The sequence below is a fragment of the Vibrio sp. Y51_MX_L26 genome (assembly GCF_024181935.1).
Lineage (GTDB): Bacteria > Pseudomonadota > Gammaproteobacteria > Enterobacterales > Vibrionaceae > Vibrio > Vibrio diabolicus.
The window spans coordinates 401,171-419,334 of record NZ_JAMZAS010000002.1 but is presented as its reverse complement, the minus strand read 5'-3'; the positions used below and the strand labels follow the sequence as shown (position 1 = coordinate 419,334).

The following is an 18,164-nucleotide window of genomic DNA, read 5'->3' as shown; positions in this document are numbered from 1 at the left end:
TGTTGTTTATATACTGTCAAAATGATTAAAGAACGATTCTTACAACTGATCCAACTGCTCATTTCAATCTTCCTCATCATGGGGGCACTTGGCATCGGAATTACCATTCAAAAGTTCACTGGCGTTTCCGTCCCAGGAAGTGTCATCGGTATGCTCGTACTGTTTTTCTCTATGACTCTTGGGCTTGTAAAGGTCGATTGGGTCAAACCGGGCGCCACGCTATTTATCCGCTACATGATTTTGTTGTTCGTTCCTATTAGCGTGGGATTAATGCAACATTTCGATATGCTACTCGCTAATGCCCTCCCTATCATTGCTAGCGCAGTTGGAGGCTCACTCATTGTACTAGTCAGCCTCGCTTGGCTGCTGGACTACTTGCTAAAGGAGAAGCACTGATATGTGGTTAGTTGTTACCATTGCGGTTTTTCTTGTCGCGCGCCAAATCGCAATCAAAGTGAATAATCCTCTAGCAAATCCTTTGCTGATCAGTATTGCAGTGCTCATTCCTTTGCTTACTTACTTAAATGTACCGTTTGAAACGTATTATGCGGATAACGAAGGGATCAGTTTTTTACTTCAACCAGCCGTAGTTGCTCTGGCTTACCCGTTATATGAACAACTACCACAGATTAAAGCAAACTGGCGAATCATCACTTTTGCTTGCACAGTAGGCAGTGTGATGTCGATGATGACAACCACCTTGATCGCAGTCGCTTTCAAAGCGGATATTAGTTTAATCGCAAGTCTAGTGGGTAAATCCGTCACTACGCCAATAGCAATGGAAATTTCGAGTCACCTCGGTGGTGAAGCTGCCGTTGCGGCGATCTTGGTTCTGATTGTTGGTTTATTGGGCGCGATTTTGGCATACCCAATTTACAACTTAATTGGAATTAAACACCCGATTGCACGTGGCCTAACAATGGGTACCGTGTCTCATGCCTTAGGCACCGCGACATGTGCAGAGAAACAGCCCATTGATGCCGCGTTCTCATCACTCGCATTGGTTTTATGCGGCATCATCACTTCTATTTTGGCTCCAAGTTTTTTTGCTTTGGCTGTCTGGCTATATCAATAGTTAAGTGCTCTCGGTCTGCCCTCCTTCCGGCAGGCCGTGGCCTTCCCGTTTCTTCCTTATCCCTTCCAGAATTCTGTATTACCTCATCTAACAACCCGTTCTAGTAAGATCGTTAAGGCACTCTGACGAGATACACACTAATAACTTCAACATTCAGTGCAATATTACTGACTCAACGTTGCTTAGATATCTAGGAATAACGTTGTGTGGACATGTAGGCATCGTAATTAACATATCCCAGCGTCTTGGTTATATGAATATATACTGATATGGTTAATTGTGAGACGGAGATAACGCTTCACGTCAGTGCAATCGAATACATGTGTGAGCTCACTCTAATTATGTAACAGAATTATCAATTGCATTATTTATCGTGATCTAACGCACGGAACATTTCTATCCTTCACATAGAATAACTGTCCATGCAATAACAAGGATTCAACATGAAAAGTCGCATTGAACAGGCGCTAGCAGGCGCTCCAGAAGCACTTTCCAAACAACTTGCTCCTATCATCCAAGCTGATGATTTTGATGCTACGCTTTCAGTTCAACAGTTTGAGCAGTTGCTTTCAGCTACCGGTCTATCAGATAAAGAGCTTCGTGTTGCTCTACTTCCTTTTGCCGCAGCATATTCCTATGCTCCTCTTTCTGAATTTTATGTCGGTGCTATCGTTCGTGGTCTCTCAGGTCGCCTTTACTTCGGTGCCAACATGGAATTCTTTGGTGTTCAGTTAGGTCAAACGGTTCACGCAGAGCAGTCTGCAATTAGCCACGCTTGGATGAAAGGTGAACGTGGTATTAAAGATATCACCATTAACTTCAGCCCATGTGGTCACTGCCGTCAGTTCATGAACGAGTTATCTACCGCAAACGAGCTTAAAATCCAGCTTCCAGAACGCGAAGAAAAGTCGCTGCATGAATACCTACCTGAAGCCTTTGGACCAAACGATCTCGGTATCGAATCCGGCTTAATGGCAGAAGTAAAGCATCAGTTCTCATGCGATGATGAAGACACTCTAATTCAAAGCGCTGTTGAAGCGATGAACATGAGCCACTCACCATATACCAACAACTTGAGTGGCTTAGCATTAGAAATGGCTAGCGGCCGTGTATTCCAAGGTGCTTATGCGGAAAATGCGGCGTTTAACCCTAGCTTGCCGCCATTACAAGTTGCGCTGCTCCAAGTACTACTTGCGGGTGAAACTTTTGACAATATCAAAGCCGCTGCTCTGGTAGAAAACTCAGAAGGCAAGATCAGTCATTTGGCTGATACGCAATCAACGTTAGAAGCGTTGAATCCAGATATTCCACTTAGTTTTGTCAACGTATAAGCGACAATTTCAGTATAAAAAGCTCTACGGCATGTAGAGCTTTTTTATTGCCTAAAAACCAAAAGCAAACGTTTGCTTTGTCATGAAACTTCAGTATGATCTCCTGCAATTTCTGTCTCACCACTCTATTTTGTAAGGGAACACTATGTTTGGCACTGCAACCAGCGCAAATGCTACCCGTGTATTACTTTTAGGCTCTGGCGAACTCGGTAAAGAAGTCGCAATTGAATGTCAGAGACTTGGTTTAGAAGTGATTGCTTGTGATCGCTATGCTAATGCTCCAGCGATGCAAGTTGCTCACCGTAGTTACGTCATCGATATGTTAGATGGAAGCGCCTTAGAAGAAGTTATTACAAAGGAACAACCTACTTACGTCGTACCTGAAATCGAAGCTATCGCAACCGACAAACTGGTAGAGCTTGAAGAAAAAGGGCTGAATGTTGTTCCAACCGCTAAGGCAACCAAGCTAACAATGAATCGTGAAGGTATCCGACGTTTGGCTGCAGAAGAACTAGAACTGACGACATCACCTTATCGTTTTGCAGATACTTTTGAAGACTTCAAAGCCGCGGTTGAGCATGTAGGCATCCCGTGCGTAGTAAAGCCAGTTATGAGTTCTTCAGGTAAAGGGCAAAGTGTCATCAAGACGGAAGACGACGTAGCAAAAGCATGGGATTACGCACAGGAAGGCGGACGTACGGGGGCAGGTCGCGTGATCGTGGAAGGTTTTATCGACTTCGATTACGAAATCACTTTATTGACCGTCAGAGCCGTTGACGGTGTTCACTTCTGTGCTCCAATTGGCCATCGTCAGGAAGATGGCGACTACCGCGAATCATGGCAACCACAAGCCATGTCAGAAAACGCAGTAAAAGCAGCAGAATACACGGCAGAGAAAGTAGTCAACGCACTCGGTGGCTACGGCATCTTTGGTGTAGAGTTATTTGTTAAAGGCGATAAGGTCATTTTCAATGAGGTCTCTCCTCGCCCACACGATACAGGCATGGTCACTATGATTTCTCAGGAAATGTCAGAGTTTGCTCTCCACGTACGTGCATTTACCGGAATGCCGATTAATAATATCGTACAATATGGTCCATCTGCGTCGGCCGTTATTCTTGGTCAAGGGACTTCCACAAACATTCGCTTTGACAACCTAACCAAGGCCTTAGCTCAACCTCAAACGCAAGTTCGTCTATTCGGCAAGCCAGAAATCGATGGTCGCCGTCGTTTAGGTGTTGTCCTTACGCGACGAAAAACCACCGAAGAAGCCGTTCAAGATGCTGTTGAAAGTGCTTCAAAAGTTAATATCACTTATTAAATACGAACCACTTATACAAAAATAGCGCAGCTCAAATTGCTGCGCTATTTCGTTTTACAAACCAAAAAAACCTATTCACTCTCGATTAGGTACACTTCTTCAGAGAAGCGACTTAAGCCTTTTTTCGCAATTTTAGGATGGTTTTCATCAGCTTCATCTACGTTCAAACAGGTAACTTTGTAACCTGAAAATAACTGCTCAATCTCTTCGACTGGCACGCTAAATGGAGGCCCCGCCATCTCTTCTTGAGGATAGTTGAGTGTAACAAGCAAAATACGACCGCCTGGATTCAAAAGTTGCTTGAGACGCTCTACATACTCCTCTCGCATATCTTTCGGTAAAGCAACCAACGCGGCGCGATCATAAATGATATCGGCTTGAGATACTGGTGCAGTGAAAAAGTCCCCAGTATAAATAGAGAGCTCATCAAATTGATAAAGCTCGTGCATACCATTAAGAGGCGTCACGGTTGGCGTATAAAAATGTTCAGCAAAAAAGGCACGAACAGCGATATGGCTCAGCTCAACACCTTCAACTGAATCATGCTTCATCGCCAACCAAATCAAGTCTTCTGACTTTCCACACAAAGGCACTAACACTTTGTCTTCACGCTTTGGGTTTGTGTGTTGCCAATATGCAGGTAATAGCGGGTTTACATCTTCCAAGTGAAATCCGATTTGATTACTGGCCCATTTATTATGCCAAAACTCTTGGTCTCTCATTTTACTTTCTACTTGTCGGCTGATTTTCATTTTGAGAAGTAAGACTAACGATTTTTTTCAATTTGTCTATGCCGTTCATCTTTGGTTAATACAGCGGTGATAGGATGTAAATGTTCTTATAGGAACCACGCCTTTATCTGATAAACAGAATAAAGAAAAGAGAAATGGTGAACTAACGCACGATTCCACTTCAAGACAAAACTGAAACCTTGGAATCTTTCGTAATGACCCCATTAATAAGTTAGTACCTGATTTGCCGAACTTAGCGACCTTTATGTTCCCTATTTTCTAAGTACAAGCAAGTTAAGGAGAGTGAATGAGCTTATTTCTTCGTACTACAGCATTGATGCTTTTGGTACTTAGCCGTGCACCGGCATTTGCCGCACTTCCAATTACCCCAGCGCCGAGTGGCGATCAAAATCGTTCAACAAGTCAAAACGAAGTTTGTTCGAAACTCTTTAAACATAGCCTTAGCGGCTTGTATGGTATTCAGTCAATCGACGCAACTCCAACTCAGCCATACACTGACTTCGACATTCTTTACAGCAAAGCTCACCAAGCACAATTTGAGCTTGAAACTATCTGTAAAAGTACCGCACTTCTTAATGATGCTCAGCCATACTTCGCAGGCGTAAAGTCCAAACAACGAGCAGAAGAAAAAATAGCTTTGGAGTTAGATGGAAAAGTCGAACGCATTACTGACCTAGCCCGTGCCACGATTGTTGCTGAAGACGTCGCGAGCTTAGTCTCCATTTATGAAACCTTAGAGCGTGAAACAACAATTGTTAAAGTAAAAAATCGCTTCAAAAAACCTGGTCCTTCAGGCTATAGAGACTTGAACTTACTCGTTCGTTTACCAAAGACAAATCTAGTTGCCGAAGTTCAACTGCACTTAAAAGCCATCGCAGATGTGAAAAGCGGTCCTGAACACGACCTATACGAAAAAATCCAGAAACTAGAACGCCAAGCGATGATGGAGAAACGCGAACTAAGCGAACTAGAACTCGCTTCTATTCGCAACATGCGTGCACAGTCTAAAAACTTGTACCAACAAGCATGGCAACCATACTTAACAACGCACCTAGAAGCAGCGTAATCCATATCATTAAGATATACTCAAAAACAGAAAAACCACCGCATTGCGGTGGTTTTCGTTTATATGCGACACAAGTTTTACGCAAAAAAAAGACCACGCCTTAGCGTGATCCATTTATTCGGCTTACTGTACTTTCTTCAGGTTTTCTACACGAGCTTTTAACTTCTGACCCGGGCGAAAAGTCACTACACGTCGAGCAGTAATTGGAATATCTTCACCGGTTTTCGGGTTACGACCAGGTCGTTCATTCTTGTCACGAAGATCAAAGTTACCAAAACCTGACAGTTTTACCTGTTCGCCACTTTCCAGTGCCTTACGAATCTCTTCAAAGAACACTTCCACCGTTTCCTTGGCGTCCCGCTTACTAAATCCTAATTTATCAAACAGGTTTTCTGCCAGTTCGGCTTTTGTGAGCGCCATAAAACTTTCCTCAAAGCTATGTTAAACAATGCTACGTTAGTGTAGCGCCAGAGCAGTTTTACCCTACCAATTCAACAACATATCGGGGTTACATCAGGAAGTGTATGACAAGCTTATGATTTTCGCCAACTTTTTTCTTGGCGAACAAAAGGAATAGCACTATGTAAATTATTGTTAAACGCCAACATTTTGATATTTTTGTTTTTGTTTTCTCTTTAATAGGAAAAACATCCAGCTGATAAAACTAAAAGTAGTTTAAATATCAACATTAATCACTATTTAATAAAAATATCAGAGATTGGTTATTTAACAGACACTTGACATAGAACTTGTCGTAAATTCAGTGATTTGTATGTAACTCGATACGTAACAATTGAACTAAATGGTATGACCACCTGGCTTTGCAACTGTGCTTAGAAAGCTTGATTAAACCCACGCTTCTCACTGTTCAGCGATGACGCAATATATAAAGGTTGATAATGTGGTTCTTCGTGTATCTCCACATTAGCTCCTTACACTTCATCTAGGCGACCATGATTAATCAAATCATAAATATTCTTTTCCCTGTTTTTGCTCTTGTCGGCGTCGGCTATTTGGTAGGTCGTTACATCAAGCCTGACTTTCGTCCAATCAACCGCATTAACATTGAGGTTTTCACACCTGCGCTGGTGTTTTCTTCGCTCGTTAACATGCCGTTAGACTCGAATCAGGGACCACTCCTTTTTGCAGCAATTGTCGCGGTTTTGGTTCCCGCACTACTCATGATCCCAGTATGTCGATTGACGTCACTGTCGTTTAAAACCTGGGCACCACCACATATGTTTCGCAATAGCGGAAACCTTGCTATTCCTTTGTTTACCTATACGTTTGGAGAAATTGCGCTATCCTCAGCAGTACTGCTATTTGTCGTGTCAGCATGCTTGCACATTAGTTTAGGTGTAATGCTACTTAGTCATGGCAACCCTTTTAAGCAAATAGTCAAGATGCCAATCTTTTTAGCTGCGTCGTTGGCTCTGTTTCTCAACGTGTCAAATGTGGGTATATGGGCACCTTTATACGAAGCGACTGCTCTACTTGGCCAAGCGGCAGTACCCGTGATGCTTTTATCCCTGGGGGCGCAAATGTGTCATTTAAGAGTGGACGGTTTAAAGGTTGGTGTATTGTGTACCGTGCAGTCGCTTGCAACTGGGGCGGTTGCATTTGCACTTATTTATTGGTTAATTCCCCTTCCAACGATGCAATTGCAAATGATGGTACTCTTCACAATGCTGCCACCAGCCGTCATGAATTACCTATTTGCGGAAAGGCTGAATATAGAGCCCATGAAAGTGGCGTCAATGGTACTATTTGGCAACTTTTTCAGTATTCTTACGCTCCCACTTCTGCTTAGCTATACCCTCTCACTCGCCGCCTAGCCGCCAATAAGCTAGCGTTAGCGTCTGTTGGCTGAAAAACGATATATGCCAAGTCTCGATTAAGCGTTACCTCGAGTTTGGTCCAGATTTTTGAGGTTGTTGGAGGTGACGTAAACGGCCTAGCACGTGAATCACAATAAGATAATGCTCAACATAAAAAACCCTGCCGATTTGACAGGGTTTTTAGTTTCTTAAGAGAGATAGTTCATCTAACGCTTAGTCACGTAGAGACGCACCAAACTTCTCAGAAACGTGAGCAACGATAGCGTCAACCGCACCAGCGATATCTGCATCTTCAAGCGTACGCTCAAGTGACTGTAGAGTCAGAGCGATTGCTAGGCTCTTCTTACCTTCTTCAACGCCTTTACCTACGTACACGTCGAACAGTTTCGCATCTTTAAGGAACTCGCCACCTTGCTCTAAACAAGCATTAACGATGTCACCAGATGCTACCGCTTCGTCCACAACTACTGCGATGTCACGACGGTTTGATGGGAATTTAGAAAGCTGAACCGCTTCTGGGATCACTTTACTGTTGATTGCAGACCATTCGATTTCGAATACGATAGTACGACCGTTTAGACCGAACTTACGCTCAAGCTCAGGGTGAACGGTACCGATCACGCCTACTTCTTTGCCGTCTACGATGATTGCCGCAGATTGACCTGGGTGAAGTGCTGGGTTAGCTTTTTTGCTTTCAGGTGACAGTGCTGCGAAAGAGTACGCTTTTTCGTTCGCAGATAGCTCTAGAATCGCTTCTAGATCGCCCTTAAGGTCGAAGAAATCAACAGTGTTAGTTTCGATATCCCAGTGCTCTTCACCGCGAGTACCAGCAATAACACCTGCAAGCATAGGCTCTTGGCGCATGCCGTTTTCTGCAGATTCACATGGGATGAAACGTAGGCCGTATTCGAATAGACGAACACGTGGCTGTTGACGCTTCTGGTTGTGAACAACCGTGTTCAGCAGACCTTGGATAAGACCAAGACGCATTGCTGACATATCTGCAGAAATTGGGTTTGGAAGCACTAGAGGCTCAACACCAGGTACAACTAGCTTTTGTTGTTCAGGCTCAACGAAGCTGTATGTAATTGCTTCGTGGTAACCACGGTCAACAAGAAGATCACGAACGCGTTTCAGTGGAAGATCCGCTTCAACGTGGTTGTGCATCTTAAGTGCTGCAGCTGGGTGTTGGTTAGGAATGTTGTCGTAACCGTAGATACGGCCAACTTCTTCAATCAGGTCTTGTTCGATAGCAATATCGAAACGCCATGTTGGCGCTACTGCCACCCAACCTTCTTCTGAAGCTTCAACAGTCAAACCTAGGCGCTCTAGGATTTCTACTACGTCAGCATCAGCGATGTGGTGACCTAGTAGGTTGTCTAGCTTCGTACGACGTAGAGCAACTTTGTTTGGCTTAGGTAGGTCTGCTTCAGACTCTACTGCAACAACAGGTGCTACTTCACCGCCACAAATTTCAACAAGAAGCTGAGTTGCACGCTCCATTGCGCTCACTTGCAGTGCGTAATCCACACCACGCTCGAAACGCATTGAAGAATCAGTGTGCAGACCGTAGCTACGAGCGCGGCCACGGATGTGGTCAGGTGCAAAGAATGCACACTCTAGTAGAACGTCTTTAGTCTCAGTTGTTACACCAGACTCTTCACCACCAAAGATACCTGCGATTGCAAGTGCTTTGTTGTGGTCAGCAACTACTAGTGTATCTGCGTTTAGTTCTGCTTCACTGCCATCAAGAAGTGTTAGCTTCTCACCTTGCTCAGCCATACGAACTACGATGCCACCTTCGATCTTCGATAGATCGAATGCGTGCATTGGTTGACCTTGCTCTAGAAGCACGTAGTTAGTGATGTCTACTACAGGGTCGATCGAGCGAATACCACAACGACGCAGTTTCTCTTGCATCCATAGTGGTGTTTCAGCTTGAACGTTTACGTTCTTAACTACACGACCTAGGTAACGTGGACACGCTGCTGGCGCTTTCACTTCAATAGACACTTTATCGTCGATTGAAGGCGCAACTGCTTCTACTGATGGCTCAGTCACGTCAGCACGGTTTAGTACGCCAACTTCACGAGCTAAACCACGGATGCTGAAACAGTCAGCGCGGTTTGCTGTTAGATCTACGTCTACCGTTACGTCATCTAGACCTAGGAATTCACGGAAATCAGTACCGATTACTGCGTCTTCTGCTAGTTCCATGATGCCGTCTGACTCAACATCAATGCCTAGTTCAGTGAACGAACAAAGCATGCCGTGAGATGGCTGGCCACGTAGTTTCGCTTTTTTGATTTTGAAATCGCCTGGAAGAACAGCACCAACTGTTGCTACCGCTACTTTCAGACCTTGGCGACAGTTAGGTGCGCCACAAACGATGTCTAGAAGCTCTTCTTCGCCTACATCTACTTTAGTAACGCGAAGTTTGTCTGCGTCTGGGTGTTGACCACATTCAACAACGTGACCCACTTTAACGCCAGTGAAAGAACCCGCTACAGGAAGAACGTCGTCTACCTCTAGGCCGGCCATTGTAATTTGATGAGTGAGTTCGTCAGTAGTAACCGCTGGGTTTACCCACTCACGAAGCCATGATTCGCTGAATTTCATGTTGATGAACCCTCTGGATTACTTGAACTGTTTTAGGAAACGAAGATCGTTTTCGAAGAACGCACGTAGATCGTTCACGCCATAACGAAGCATCGTTAGACGCTCAACACCCATACCGAATGCGAAACCAGAGTATTTTTCAGGATCGATGCCTACGCTACGTAGTACGTTCGGGTGAACCATACCGCAGCCTAGTACTTCTAACCATTTACCGTTTTTGCCTTTCACGTCTACTTCAGCTGAAGGTTCAGTGAATGGGAAGTAAGATGGACGGAAACGTACTTCTACTTCTTCTTCGAAGAAGTTACATAGGAAATCGTGCAGGATGCCTTTCAACTGTGCAAAGTTTACGTTCTCATCAACCAACATACCTTCCACTTGGTGGAACATTGGGGTATGAGTTTGGTCGTAGTCGTTACGGTATACACGGCCCGGTGCGATGAAACGGAATGGTGGTTTACCATTTTCCATCGTACGGATCTGTACGCCTGACGTATGAGTACGAAGCATCAAATCTGGATTGAAGAAGAAAGTATCGTGGTCAGTACGCGCTGGGTGATCAGCGGCAATATTTAGCGCATCAAAGTTGTGGAATGCATCTTCGATCTCTGGGCCAGCTTCGGTGTTAAAACCAAGTTCGCCAAAGAACTTCTCAATACGCTCTACAGTACGAGTTACTGGGTGTAAACCACCGTTTTCAATACGACGACCTGGTAATGTCACGTCAATTGTTTCAGCGGCTAGTTTCGCTTCAAGCTCTGCACGTTGTAGTGCGTCTTTACGAGCTGCGATAGCTTGCTGAACGACGCCTTTCGCTTTGTTGATCTCTTGACCAGCTTCACGGCGTTCTTCTGGTGGTAGTTTGCCTAGGCTTTGAAGTTGAGCAGTTAGCTCACCTTTTTTACCCAGATACTGAACACGCACTTCATCAAGTGCGACTAGCGATTCGGCAGCTTCAATTGCAGTGCTCGCGCTAGCAATGATCTCTTCTAGATGTTGCATCGTTTCCTCATCTACCTGTTGGTAGTGTCCATAAGGGAGTGATTGGTTTTTTGATAGCTGTACATAGTAGCCAAACCGGGCACCAATGCCAAATTGAATTACGAAAAGAAGAGGTTATTGAATAAAAAGAGCACAAAAACGTCAAAAATGTCATCTTTCATTAATCTGCCGTTAAGTTGTGCCCTTTTGTTTTAGAAATAGTATTGAATAGATAGCTCGATAAAATCGTCATCTCGGGCGAAATAGAGCAAATCGTTTGGCGTTTCATTTTTGAACAACCAAGCATCAATTTGCCACTTAAAGTTATTCGATATTCGGCTCGAGGCTTCTAACTTGGCATTGTAAACATCGGCGTTATCTAAATCCTTTGTGATTCCAGTCAACACTTCCGTTCCGTCCTCGTCGTTGAGCGCCCAGCGAATGCCTGCAAACACATCATTTTGACCGATAGTTTGTGCGTTATTCCCACGACTGTCATAGAGGTATTCACCAATCACACCCACATCCCAAACCGTGTCAAATGCGCCAACGAAGGTGTATTCAAATCCCGTCACAAGACCAACATGATTATCAGCACTATCTCGATAAACACTTTCCAGTTTCCATAACCAATCGCCAACGATTCCTTGTACATCGAGACCGACATGACTCATCAGAGCGTAGTAAGGCTTTAACTCCCCGTACTCAAAACGAAAGTAAGGATCCCGGTTTGTTCCATATAAATAGCTCAGGCCTACGTCCCAATCGCCAAGCATTTTCGAATATCGAAAAGCCACATCTACCTGCTTTTCTTCTCTGCTTGATTCATAGATAGCATCATCTGAGACAACAGGTTCGGTTCGCAAGCGCCCGTCAGTACCCGCAAACGTTCGCTCCCTAAAGTAAGGTAATAACATTGCATGGACGGTGCCCCAATCTTTGAATGAGGTAAAATGCAACATCGGCTGACCGAGCTTATCTTCACCATCGACGGCTTCAATGGCGTCTGTCTGGTTTACTACATCAACCAAATGGGCGGATTCCGTCACTCCCCAAAAAACCTTACTAATCCCAACTCGAAGCTCATAATCATCCCAGTACGTCAGATAAAGCGCCTCTCTTATGTCTCCATGACTTCGCTCATCGTCTAGACTATCCAAACGATAGAAAGGTGTGAGGGTAAAGCTCGCATCACCATTTTGCATCTCCCAGTAAAATTCTGGCTGCAAAACCAATGACGTTTGCGCTTTGCTCTGACCCTGAGAGCCAGTTTCAAAAAACTGACGATGCTCAATATTGACTTGTCCAGCAAGCTCAACGGCGGCAAGAGGCATCGAGTAAAAAGAGGTTGCTGCGCTAAGCAACAACCCAACATTTGATCGATTCATTTCTCCTCCACTACCTCACTCGCTTTAACACATTCTTATGAAAATCATTGTCTTCGAGCCCAGTGTTAAAGCGCATTTCACTTGTTGTTAACTCAGTGCTTTTTCCTGTTTGATGATTTGTCATCGCCATGGTGTGCGCTCGCCAATATTGGTTGAGGTACTGCTTGTAATCGGAAAAAGAAAGCGTTTTTAACAACGACCCTTTGCGATCGTAAAACTCAACTTTCAGTGGGCGATAATGCGCTTTATCTAACCACACCGTTTGCTTGGTATAACCTGAATTTTTGTCGGTCGGGATTTGCTCTATGACGAAAACATCTTGCCCATTTATGGTGTCATCTTTTAAGTAATTGAAACGATATTTTTCGATCTCAAAAGAACTGAGATCCTCATACGCAAATTCACTGCCCATAAAAGGGCCTGATTTGTTACGCGAGGAAATACGTTTCACACGCTTCAGTGCTGGAAGGTAAAGCCACTGGTCATCGGCACCCACTGTATGAGAGTGGTTGAGAAACGCGGTGCCTTTCACATCTCTTGGTTCATCAAATATTGTGAGTCCTTTGTCACCATCGTCCTCAACTTCGAGTGATTGAAGGCGCATTAAACGTGTGCTGCTTTCTCCTTGTGCGTTCCGCAGAATCATTTTCATAGTAGCAACAGAATCCCCCCACCCTTCATCACGGGCTTTGCGCTCTTGAGCAATTTCTAATCCTTTCGCTTCATCCGCTAACACCGCATGACTCATAAAAAGCGAGACAGAAAGTGCAGATACTTTTAAGGCATTTTTTAGTAAATTCATGTTCAATCCTTTGATTCGTTATGACTGAATAACAGCCGTGGTTTGAGAGTCAGTTGATTTAAGCTTGTTTCGGCGGTCCACCTCGTCGTAGACGCCTTTGTCAAACAACATCAGTAGAGTCGGTAGAAAGATGAAATCCACAACAAGAGCAATGAAGATAACAATGGCACTCAACTGCCCCATATCGGCATTTAAGCGGAAGCTCGACATCGCCAGAACGGAGAAACCAGCAACAAGCACGACAGTCGTAATCCAAAGCGCGCGCCCCACGGTGCGAAAAGCGTAACGAACCGCTTGTTCCGCGCTATGGCCATCTTTACGAGCGTGTTGGTATTTAGAGAGAAAATGAACAGCATCATCAACCACAACGCCAAGCGTCAACGTCACAACAACAGACAACCCCAAATTAATTTCACCAGAAACCAGCGCCCAAATACCAAAACCAATAAGCGCAGGGGCGATATTCGGGACCAGGCTGATTAAACCGAGCTTGAACGAGCGTAAGGCAAAGATCAGTAATGCCGAAATTAAGACCAGAGTGATAGGCAAGGTTGACAGCATGCTAGCCATATTCGTTTCGCCAATATGCGCAAACATCAGTGATGGACTAGAAGCAACAACATCATACTGAGGCGCGTTTTCGTTAAACCATTGGTAAATACGATTTTCCAAATCAACAAGCTCGACGCTGCCCAAGTTCTCCACGGTGAGAACCATCTTGATTGACGACTTATCAACATTGATTTGGTTGTTCAAATCTAAACCATACGGTAGTGACATTTCATAAAGCAGCAGATATTGAGCCGCTAATTCTCTGTCTTGAGGAAGCGAGTAATAAGTCTGCTCATCTCCATGCATGTTCTTGTTTAGGCGCTTATAAACATCGCTCAAGGTCGCAACATGGTCCGTTTCTGGCTGCAACCTTAGCCAGTCAGTAAATTTACCCACGGTATTGAGAAAATTAGGAGCCGCAATACCCTGCGATTCGTTAGTTTTTATCGCGATACTGATGTTCGCCATGCCACTGATTCGCTCTTCCATAAAATCAGCCGCTCGACGAAATTCATTGCTATGACCAAAATATTCGACGGATTCATCGTTGACTTTGTTCATCGGAATCAAACTCGCACTCGCGACAATAACAAGCACCGACAACGGCAATAACGCATGTCGCTTTGACACCACGAAATCCCCTAAGTGATCCATAAAGTGCTTTCTTTCATCAGCAGTGTCTGACTTCACTCTAACAGGAAGGATATGAAGTAACGCCGGAAGTAATGTGATGGAAAGGAAACAAGCAATCATGACGCCAAGGGCTGATAGGTTGCCGAAATCTCTCAGGATTGGAGAATCCGACATATTCATCATTAAAAAGCCGATCGCGGTGGTAATGGAGGTAATCAGGATGGGCATGAAATTGAGCGCAATACTTCGTTCAATAGAATGGGCTTTACTAAAGCCGTTTTGCATTGACTGACGCATCGTCGCTATGATGTGTACACAGTCGGCGACGGCAAGCGTCATCACCAAGGTAGGCACATTAACTGTCGCAGTGCTTAAGAACATACCAGCCCATCCTGATAAGCCCATTGTCACCATAACTGAGCCGATAATAACGATGAGTGTCGCGATGACGCTAAGCAATGAGCGCAACATGAGAGTCAGGAAAACCAATATCACTAGTAGCATGGTCGGCACTAGCGTCGCGCTGTCATCTTGAGCTGCGGTCATAAACGCGTAGTTCATTGCAATAATACCGGCCTTGTGGAACTCAGTATCCGGGTACACTTGCTGATAACGCTCAATCATTCCGTTTATGTAGGCAACCACTTCTTGTACTTCAGCGGTTTTATCGACCTCAGGGAGTTGGACCGTAATATTCACGACCGTGACATCCCCTTTTTCGGAAATCAGTGAACTTTTCAGAACCGGTTCACTCAACGCAATACTTTTGACTTTCTCGATTCGCTGAGGCGTCAATTCATATTCGCTATACAGTAAATCTTCGACAAGAAGATCATCTTCAAACGCTTCGGTATGCTGGTAGTTGGCAAGGGAATCAACACGGGTGGAGTATGGGACTTGCCACGCCTCGTCAGTGATCTGCTGAATAAGAGATAAGGTGTTAGGAGTAAAAACAGTGCCACTTTTTGGCGCTATGACCAAAGCAAGACTGTCAGATTTTGCAAAGGTAGTCTGAATTTCATCAAACGCAAGTAACTGCTCATTTGTTCCATCAAAGAAGATGTCGTAATCCCCTCTAAAGTAAAGATTTTTTCCTCCAATAGTTGCTATAACAATCAATAAAACGGTAGCAAGTACAACCAACACACTGTAATTCGTTGGTAGCTTGACCCAGCCAATTCGGGCTTGTTGTTGAACGTTGTGATGTGGCATCACACTCTCCTTTTGTGACGTTTCGTCAAATTTAAAAACTAAAAAAACAGCGAATGCTGTGATAACCAGATAACTTCAACATATAAAAATCAGATCGAATTTATTTGGTTATATAAGTTAGTTTTTGAGTAACTTCCTATACTTCTCGAGATCGGTAACTTGAGTACCAATCTCTATTTTTTGACGATTCGTCACAATGGTGTAATAAAAAAGCCAACTAAAATATTAGATGGCCTCTATAACGATTAGCGATTCACAGACTCTAAATAAGCAAGCTCTTCGCTGAACAATTCCTGTTCCACTCGACGCCACGTTTTACGGTAATCCCACTCTGTCGATAAAGGTGACCACCCTAAACCATCAAGTAACATATTCGCGTTATGCAGTACTGAGAATGGATCTTGAATTCGCTGAATACATCGACTGTTCGATGCATTTTGCGCTAGAGCGTTTGAACCGAAGGCAATAGACCAGTTAGCAAATACGATGGCATCAGAACCAATTGCGGGAGAGAACTTAAGGTCTCCACATTCCACCGCATTATTCACTAACGCATCAGCACCATCTATTACTTGTTCTTCTAAGTTGTTCAATTCATTCACACGCTTAGGCGAAGCTTTCTCGAGGACCCAAGGCGTCTTTGCAACAATCGCACAAGTTGATAGTACAGGCTCCATACGAGCGTAAATACGATAACCTACATGCATAGCAATGATTTTTTCTCTGGTATTGCCATTGAACTTAGCGGTACGTTCGAAAAATATTGCTTCGCTTCTCAGCGAGTGAATACAAAGCGCAAGAATCACATCTTCTTTGCTGCAAAAATGATTGTAGATCGTTCCCTTCGAGTAAGGGCTTGCTGCTGTGAGCTTGTCCATCGTTAAGTTGGCAAAGCCTTGCTCTTGAACCAGAGACTTAGCCAATTGAATAAGCTCTATTTCACGATCAGCAATCGCCTGTTGTTTTTTAGTTAGCCCTGAAGACGTACTACATCCGTCTTGCTTGCTATCTTTTTTACAGCGAAAGTTAAACATAATCCTTTGATCCGTATACCAACACACTCCCAATAATTGTAACACGATTCTTGAATACAGGAACGCCACTAAATTTGACGAACCGTCATAAATGACACTTCGTCATAATAGATCAAAAAACAAACATTGCAAGTATGAATTTATAGCTAACCGAAAAATAAGCATTACTTATATATAACCAAGTAACATCAAGATGCTTGGTTCAGCGAGAATGATTTGATTGTAAGGAAAATCTAGAGTGGAGTGCGGGGACACAACCCCAAAAATCAGAACTTTAAAAATTGGACAACGAGTGATATTGAAATGATGTTATTCAAAAAAGCCCAAAACACTTAAAGTTTGGATTCAAAACAGCAACTGGATGCTCTATTTACAAAGTGTGTTCTGTCTTGGGCTTTTCTTTTACTGCTTCCTTTCAATATTAGAGCTGAAAAACTCAATAACATAGTGAGAAAGCGATTCTCTTTAAGTAAAAGACTGAATTTCTAAATCGAGAGGCTTGGTTTATCACCTGCAGATGCAATGGCATAACGAATATCGTCAATAAATCGCCCTTCTGTCTCGATAATTCCATCAGAGAATGTGACTGGTTGATGTGGCCCTGCAAGTAGAACAATATTAGTAAAATCAGAGACGTTGAAGTTCTCTGCCACAACATTTTGGGAATGAAAATCGATAACCGTTTTTGCGACTTGATCTTCCAATTGCAAAAGCTGCTCTTCGGTAATTTTCATGCGTGCCAAAGCCACACGAACGCATTTATCGTGGGTTGTTGTCTGTTCTTTTATGATTTCCGTATATTTATCATTGAGCTTGGAGTTTTCTGCATAGCTGTAATATAACGGCCCGTGCAACGTTATATTTTTATCTTCATCAACGTAAACAAGATCCAATAACTCCAAAGCTTTTAGGTAATCAGACATGCTCTGCTCAGACAAATCATACTTTTTCTTTAAAATGGAATATCCATCTTTGCCTCGCAGCATTCTCAATTCACGATAAAAATCGTAAAGATGGGGAAATTGAAAAAAAACTTCATCTTGCGTACGGCTAAAGTAATCCTCGTCTTCGCCTTGTAATTGATTCGCAAGCTTTTGTAGTTCATCTAACGTGCAATCAACAGCTCTACAATATTCAAGCAGTTTATCCAAAGCGAGATTTGTGCTTGTTAAGTGTCTCTTAAAAGTGGACAGCGGCATGCCCATTTTCTCAGATAGCTCTCGATATGTTAGCCCTTTTGTTTTAATCGCTTGGCGTAATGCGGCTAGCAAGTATTCGGGAGTCAGATCTCTCATCTACAATTCCTTTTGGCAATGTTACAGCTGTATAGTATTTGTAACAATTTAGAACCGCTTGGCAAGGTATAAGTTCATATTTTTATAAGAAAAATATGAATTAATATATCGAAATCAAAATTCACACGATAAATGGAAAATTCAATATGAATTCAATTTCATTATGAATATAAAATAATACACAAAACAAAAGTGAAGCAATTACTCTAAATCATCGCAATTAATTTTAATAGTAACGTAGAGTTGAGAATATAAACCTATTCGC

Annotated in this window: 15 protein-coding genes; 6 read left to right on the top strand and 9 right to left on the bottom strand. The window is 43.5% G+C overall.

Annotated features, from left to right (window positions below):
* Positions 1-21 precede the first annotated feature (21 nt).
* From NL645_RS08010 to purT, 4 genes are all read left to right on the top strand, one after another.
* Positions 22-396: a CidA/LrgA family protein gene (locus NL645_RS08010; RefSeq protein WP_005397786.1), complete on the top strand. Its 375-nt coding sequence runs from the start codon at positions 22-24 to the stop codon at positions 394-396.
* A gap of 1 nt (position 397) precedes the next feature.
* A complete protein-coding gene (locus tag NL645_RS08005) occupies positions 398-1,075 on the top strand; it encodes an LrgB family protein (RefSeq protein ID WP_005377888.1) in 678 nt (225 codons plus the stop codon).
* Between the two features lie 443 nt (positions 1,076-1,518).
* The gene (cdd, locus tag NL645_RS08000; protein ID WP_054574062.1) at positions 1,519-2,406 is read left to right on the top strand and encodes a cytidine deaminase; all 888 of its coding nucleotides are present in this window, start codon (positions 1,519-1,521) and stop codon (positions 2,404-2,406) included.
* Between the two features lie 145 nt (positions 2,407-2,551).
* On the top strand, positions 2,552-3,727 hold the full coding sequence (gene purT / locus NL645_RS07995; protein ID WP_006741653.1) for a formate-dependent phosphoribosylglycinamide formyltransferase: 1,176 nt from the start codon (positions 2,552-2,554) through the stop codon (positions 3,725-3,727).
* Positions 3,728-3,798: 71 nt separating this feature from the next.
* Here purT and NL645_RS07990 read toward each other — a convergent pair whose 3' ends face one another.
* Positions 3,799-4,449 (bottom strand): thiopurine S-methyltransferase, encoded by a 651-nt coding sequence (locus NL645_RS07990; protein ID WP_164666168.1) that lies wholly within the window; start codon positions 4,447-4,449, stop codon positions 3,799-3,801.
* A gap of 316 nt (positions 4,450-4,765) precedes the next feature.
* Here NL645_RS07990 and NL645_RS07985 point away from each other — a divergent pair, with 316 nt between their 5' ends.
* Positions 4,766-5,545: a RelA/SpoT domain-containing protein gene (locus NL645_RS07985; RefSeq protein ID WP_006741655.1), complete on the top strand. Its 780-nt coding sequence runs from the start codon at positions 4,766-4,768 to the stop codon at positions 5,543-5,545.
* A gap of 123 nt (positions 5,546-5,668) precedes the next feature.
* Here NL645_RS07985 and ihfA read toward each other — a convergent pair whose 3' ends face one another.
* Positions 5,669-5,965 (bottom strand): integration host factor subunit alpha, encoded by a 297-nt coding sequence (gene ihfA, locus NL645_RS07980; protein WP_005377899.1) that lies wholly within the window; start codon positions 5,963-5,965, stop codon positions 5,669-5,671.
* A gap of 533 nt (positions 5,966-6,498) precedes the next feature.
* Here ihfA and NL645_RS07975 point away from each other — a divergent pair.
* Positions 6,499-7,380, top strand: coding sequence for an AEC family transporter (locus NL645_RS07975; RefSeq protein WP_253651524.1), 882 nt, complete (start codon positions 6,499-6,501; stop codon positions 7,378-7,380).
* A 216-nt stretch (positions 7,381-7,596) separates the two neighbouring features.
* Here NL645_RS07975 and pheT read toward each other — a convergent pair whose 3' ends face one another.
* The 7 genes from pheT to NL645_RS07940 all read right to left on the bottom strand — a co-directional run bounded on the left by pheT (position 7,597) and on the right by NL645_RS07940 (position 17,899).
* Positions 7,597-10,002: a phenylalanine--tRNA ligase subunit beta gene (gene pheT / locus NL645_RS07970; protein ID WP_253651523.1), complete on the bottom strand. Its 2,406-nt coding sequence runs from the start codon at positions 10,000-10,002 to the stop codon at positions 7,597-7,599.
* Between the two features lie 18 nt (positions 10,003-10,020).
* A complete protein-coding gene (gene pheS / locus NL645_RS07965) occupies positions 10,021-11,004 on the bottom strand; it encodes a phenylalanine--tRNA ligase subunit alpha (RefSeq protein WP_005385470.1) in 984 nt (327 codons plus the stop codon).
* Between the two features lie 191 nt (positions 11,005-11,195).
* The gene (locus NL645_RS07960) at positions 11,196-12,371 is read right to left on the bottom strand and encodes a hypothetical protein (RefSeq protein ID WP_253651522.1); all 1,176 of its coding nucleotides are present in this window, start codon (positions 12,369-12,371) and stop codon (positions 11,196-11,198) included.
* A 10-nt stretch (positions 12,372-12,381) separates the two neighbouring features.
* Positions 12,382-13,173, bottom strand: coding sequence for an outer membrane lipoprotein-sorting protein (locus NL645_RS07955; protein WP_005395903.1), 792 nt, complete (start codon positions 13,171-13,173; stop codon positions 12,382-12,384).
* A gap of 18 nt (positions 13,174-13,191) precedes the next feature.
* On the bottom strand, positions 13,192-15,570 hold the full coding sequence (locus tag NL645_RS07950; protein ID WP_253651521.1) for an RND family transporter: 2,379 nt from the start codon (positions 15,568-15,570) through the stop codon (positions 13,192-13,194).
* A 245-nt stretch (positions 15,571-15,815) separates the two neighbouring features.
* A complete protein-coding gene (locus NL645_RS07945; protein WP_046874837.1) occupies positions 15,816-16,604 on the bottom strand; it encodes a TetR/AcrR family transcriptional regulator in 789 nt (262 codons plus the stop codon).
* A 485-nt stretch (positions 16,605-17,089) separates the two neighbouring features.
* A complete protein-coding gene (locus NL645_RS07940; protein ID WP_046874836.1) occupies positions 17,090-17,899 on the bottom strand; it encodes a helix-turn-helix domain-containing protein in 810 nt (269 codons plus the stop codon).
* Between the last annotated feature and the right edge of the window lie 265 nt (positions 17,900-18,164).

What these genes read in the sequence shown, in the direction of transcription:
- NL645_RS07940 (WP_046874836.1), bottom strand. Translation starts at nt 17,899, where the DNA reads ATGAGAGATCTGACTCCCGAATACTTGCTAGCCGCATTACGCCAAGCG.
- NL645_RS07960 (WP_253651522.1), bottom strand. Translation starts at nt 12,371, where the DNA reads ATGAATCGATCAAATGTTGGGTTGTTGCTTAGCGCAGCAACCTCTTTT.
- ihfA (WP_005377899.1), bottom strand. Translation starts at nt 5,965, where the DNA reads ATGGCGCTCACAAAAGCCGAACTGGCAGAAAACCTGTTTGATAAATTA.
- NL645_RS08005 (WP_005377888.1), top strand. Translation starts at nt 398, where the DNA reads ATGTGGTTAGTTGTTACCATTGCGGTTTTTCTTGTCGCGCGCCAAATC.
- pheT (WP_253651523.1), bottom strand. Translation starts at nt 10,002, where the DNA reads ATGAAATTCAGCGAATCATGGCTTCGTGAGTGGGTAAACCCAGCGGTT.
- NL645_RS08010 (WP_005397786.1), top strand. Translation starts at nt 22, where the DNA reads ATGATTAAAGAACGATTCTTACAACTGATCCAACTGCTCATTTCAATC.
- NL645_RS07975 (WP_253651524.1), top strand. Translation starts at nt 6,499, where the DNA reads ATGATTAATCAAATCATAAATATTCTTTTCCCTGTTTTTGCTCTTGTC.
- NL645_RS07990 (WP_164666168.1), bottom strand. Translation starts at nt 4,449, where the DNA reads ATGAGAGACCAAGAGTTTTGGCATAATAAATGGGCCAGTAATCAAATC.
- NL645_RS07985 (WP_006741655.1), top strand. Translation starts at nt 4,766, where the DNA reads ATGAGCTTATTTCTTCGTACTACAGCATTGATGCTTTTGGTACTTAGC.
- purT (WP_006741653.1), top strand. Translation starts at nt 2,552, where the DNA reads ATGTTTGGCACTGCAACCAGCGCAAATGCTACCCGTGTATTACTTTTA.
- NL645_RS07945 (WP_046874837.1), bottom strand. Translation starts at nt 16,604, where the DNA reads ATGTTTAACTTTCGCTGTAAAAAAGATAGCAAGCAAGACGGATGTAGT.
- pheS (WP_005385470.1), bottom strand. Translation starts at nt 11,004, where the DNA reads ATGCAACATCTAGAAGAGATCATTGCTAGCGCGAGCACTGCAATTGAA.
- cdd (WP_054574062.1), top strand. Translation starts at nt 1,519, where the DNA reads ATGAAAAGTCGCATTGAACAGGCGCTAGCAGGCGCTCCAGAAGCACTT.
- NL645_RS07950 (WP_253651521.1), bottom strand. Translation starts at nt 15,570, where the DNA reads ATGCCACATCACAACGTTCAACAACAAGCCCGAATTGGCTGGGTCAAG.
- NL645_RS07955 (WP_005395903.1), bottom strand. Translation starts at nt 13,173, where the DNA reads ATGAATTTACTAAAAAATGCCTTAAAAGTATCTGCACTTTCTGTCTCG.